At 73.1% G+C, this 3,226-nt stretch carries 2 protein-coding genes; one reads left to right on the forward strand and one right to left on the reverse strand.

Annotated features, from left to right (window positions below; all coding sequences use genetic code 11):
* On the forward strand, positions 1–726 hold a 726-nt coding region (locus ACFFNX_RS45870), incomplete at its 5' end, for an ATP-binding cassette domain-containing protein (RefSeq protein ID WP_378212622.1).
* A 135-nt stretch (positions 727–861) separates the two neighbouring features.
* On the opposite strand, the gene ACFFNX_RS45875 is transcribed toward ACFFNX_RS45870, so the two are convergent.
* A partial coding sequence (locus ACFFNX_RS45875; RefSeq protein WP_378212623.1) for a beta-L-arabinofuranosidase domain-containing protein occupies positions 862–3,226 on the reverse strand: 2,365 nt, incomplete at its 5' end.

Here is a 3,226-nt window from a genome sequence, read left to right on the forward strand (position 1 = left end):
GCCACCGGACTGACCCGGCGGCACGCGCTCGCCGACGTCTCGATCGAGCTGCGCCGGGGCGAGGTCCTCGGGCTCGGCGGGCTGCTCGGCGCCGGGCGTACGGAGACCGCCAAGGCCATCGCGGGCGCGCTGACGCTGGACGCCGGGCAGGTGACGGTCGCGGGCGCGCCGCTGCGCAACCGGTCCATCACCGGCGCCATCCGCGCCGGCGTCAGCCTGCTCCCGGAGAACCGCAAGGCCGAGGGGATCATCGGCAGCCTGTCGATCCGCGACAACATCAGCCTGGCCGCGCTGCCCCGGCTGTCGCGGTTCGGGGTCGTCTCCACCGCGCGCATCGACCGGATCGTCGAGACGTTCATGCGGCGGCTGCAGATCAAGGCGACCTCGCCGCAGCAGCGCGTCGACGAGCTGTCCAGCGGCAACCAGCAGAAGGTGCTGCTGGCCCGCTGGCTCGCCATGCAGCCGAAGGTGCTGCTGCTCGACGAGCCGACCCGCGGCATCGACGTCGGCGCCAAGGCCCAGCTCCAGGACCTGCTGGACGAGCTGGCCGTGGGCGGCCTCGCCATTCTGCTGATCTCCTCCGACCTGGAGGAGCTGGTCAGCGGCTGCGACCGCGTCGTCGTGCTGCGCGACGGAGCGGTCGCGGCGGAGCTGACCGGCCCGGAGGTCACCGAGGAGGGCATCATCGCCGCGATGGCCTCGGCGCGGGCCCCGGGCGGAGAGTGATCACACGGCCCGGCGGTGACGGTTCCGGCGGTCTCCGCGGCGTCAGGCGCCGAGGCACCCGAGACCGCGGTGCGCAGGGCACGGGGCGTCCGTGGTGGGCGCCGGGGCCCGGTGGAACAGCTCGGGTCGCACCCCTCAGGGCGTGATCCGCCACTCCAGGATGCCGCCGGAGACACCGGCGCCGAGTTGCGCCTCGATCCGGTACGCCCGGGCCCGTACGGGCGTGAACGTGGTCCGGTTGCAGGTGTCGCGCGCGGTCCCGTACGGCGAGGCGTCCTCCACCGGCCGCCACGTGTCGCCGTCGCGGTACAGCAGGCGCCAGGACAGCGGCACCCGGCACTGTCCCTGCCCGGTGTCGTCGAACCAGTACACCTCGGTCGCCGACGCCGTGACCGGCTCGTCGTAGTCGTACTGGACCCACTCCAGGCTCCCGGTGTGGTCCCACCAGGTGAACCGCGGGATCGACTGGTCGCCGGAGCTCGACGGCGAGACGCCGTCGTACAGCGCCTCGGTCGTGTCGCCGGACCACAGGTGCGAGGCCGTGGCGACCGGCGGCACCACCCACGTGTGGGCGTCCGGCCCGCGGCCGATCACCGGGAACGTCGTGATCCGCAGCCGCGCCGCGCCCATCGGCACCAGCGTGATCGTCTCCAGCGGTTCGTCCGACCGTGCCGGGCCGTCCTGCAGCGGGCGTACGACGTTCTCGTCGTCGGCGCGCCACTGCGGGATGCGGCGGGCCCTGGCGCGCAGCTCGATCGGCACGCCGCGGCGCGTGAACGGGTCGCCGGTCGCGGTCCGGCGCCGGACGCCGAACGACGAGCCGTCCAGGCCGTAGTTCCACGGCGATCCGGCGGTGACCTCGTACTCGGGCCACGACGAGGTGCCGGCGGACCGGCGCCACTTCTCCTCGATCGCCAGGGAGAACGTCAGCGGTCCGTAGGAGACCGAGGTCGCGCCGCGGTTCCAGGTGCGGGTGGTGGCGCTCATGGGCAGGCGCAGCTCGACGCGGTCACCGGACCGCCAGAGCCGCGACACGACGGCGAAACAGGGCGGAGTCGCCGTCAGCGGCAGCGCCTCGCCGTTCACCCGCAGGGCCGGGCGGTCGCACCAGTCCGGGATCCGCAGGTAGAGGGGGAACTCCACCGGCCGCGGCGTGGACAGACGCAGCGTGACGGTCTCCTCGAACGGGTAGCCGGTCTCCTCGGCGACGGTCACGGCCGTGCCGTCGGCGCCGACCTTCGCCGTCACCTCCGACGCCGCGTACAGCGAGGCGGCCAGGCCCGCGTCGTACGTCGCGAGCCACAGCTCCTCGGCGTAGTAGGGCCAGCCCATGCCGTAGTTGTGCGGGCAGCAGCGGTACTGGTGGATGCCCGGTTTGTACGCCTGCATGGCGAAGTCGTTGTCGAACTGGCCGTGGGTCTTGGCGACGTCGTCCAGGCCGGTGGAGTTGGCGCTGGTGATGTAGTGCGTGCCCTTCTGGGCGGGGTCGAAGGCCGCGGGCAGCGAGTTGACCGCGATCTCCTCGCAGCGGTCGGCCCAGACCGGGTCGCCGGTGATCCGCGTCAGCAGCTCGAAGCTGTGCATGAACTCCACGAACCCGCAGGTCTCAAAGCCCTGCCGGGGATCGGTGAAGTACGGCCGGCAGTTCTCGTCGCCCGCGAACCCGCCGCCGGGGAACCGTCCGTAGGTGCCCATCACGGTGGCGTAGTCGCGGTACGTGGCCGCCCGCAGCGCCGGGTCGCCGGCCAGCACGCCGTACTGCAACGGCTCGCGGAACCCCTGCGCGAGGTTGACGTTGTGCCACGTCGGAATCCCGTTCACGTAGTCGGCCGACCCGGAGTGGATCTTGCGGACGAGGTCGAGCAGCCACGCCTCGCCGGTGCGGTTGTAGGTCCAGTAGACGCTGTCGATCGTGTCGCCCCATCGGTACGCGCCCCAGCCGCGGCCGAACACGGCGGCGGGCTGGGCGTGCTGGAACGCGAAGTACCGGGTCAGGAACGGGACGATCCGGTCGTCGCCGGTCGCGTCGGCGTAGGAGCGCAGCGCGTCCAGCACCGGCATGTGCGGCCAGAAGTCCGGCCCGCCCTCCAGCGACGTGCGCAGCGAGGCGGGGCCGAAGAAGCCGTCCGGCCGCTGCGCGGCGAGGATGCCGTCGATCCAGCGCCGGGCCTCGTCGCGCACGCGCCGGTCGCCGGTGACCAGGGCGAGGTCGGAGAAGCCGCGCAGCCAGTACGGCAGCTCCTCCCAGCCGTCCTTCGACGGGTCGACCCAGCCGTTCGTCTCGTACACCAGATAGTCCGAGACCTCGGGCATGCGCCCGTTCAGGCCCTCGACCTGGAGGTCGAGCTGGCGCCGCAGCCAGCCGCCGGGCCGTACGCTGCCGGGCGGCAGCCGCAGGAAGGGCTCGGGGCGCAGCGGTGCCCGGTTCGGCGTGTAGTGCCCGCCGGCCGAGGCCGCCTCCACCGGCGTGTAGTGCCCGCCGGCCGAGGCCGCCTCCACC

This window comes from Actinoallomurus acaciae, assembly GCF_042429965.1.
Classification (GTDB): Bacteria; Actinomycetota; Actinomycetes; order Streptosporangiales; family Streptosporangiaceae; genus Actinoallomurus; species Actinoallomurus acaciae.